Annotated in this window: 1 protein-coding gene; it reads left to right on the forward strand. The window is 65.7% G+C overall.

Annotation, left to right across the window (positions count from 1 at the left end; genetic code table 11):
• Positions 1 to 484, forward strand: a 484-nt coding sequence (locus FZI91_RS23590) for an HNH endonuclease signature motif containing protein (protein WP_155941546.1), incomplete at both ends; no start/stop codon positions are given.

The following is a 484-nucleotide window of genomic DNA, read 5'->3' on the forward strand; positions in this document are numbered from 1 at the left end:
GACACCCGCACCGGCGCGCAACGCAACCACGACGCCCTGCGCGCCACCCTGCGATCAAACATCACCTCGGGCGAGTTGGGTTCCCATCACGGACTCCCCGTGGCCGTCGTCGTAACAACGACCCTTACAGAGTTGGAACAGGGCGCCGGGATCGCGGTCACCGGCGGCGGCACCCGCCTACCCATGCGTGATCTGATCCGCATGGCCGCCCACGCCCACCACTACCTGAGCATCTTCACCGACAACGGACGCCCGCTCTATTTGGGCCGCACCAAACGCATCGCTTCAGCAGATCAACGGATCGTGTTGCACGCCAAAGACCGCGGCTGCACCCATCCCGGCTGCACCACCCCCGGATACCTCTGCGAGGTCCACCACATCCACGAGTGGGCCCATGGCGGTACCACCGACATCGACCGACTCACCTTCGCCTGCCCCGCCCACCACCGCCTCCTATCCCAAGGCTGGACCACCCGAAAACAAC

This window comes from Mycobacteroides sp. CBMA 271, assembly GCF_009729205.1.
Taxonomy (GTDB): domain Bacteria; phylum Actinomycetota; class Actinomycetes; order Mycobacteriales; family Mycobacteriaceae; genus Mycobacterium.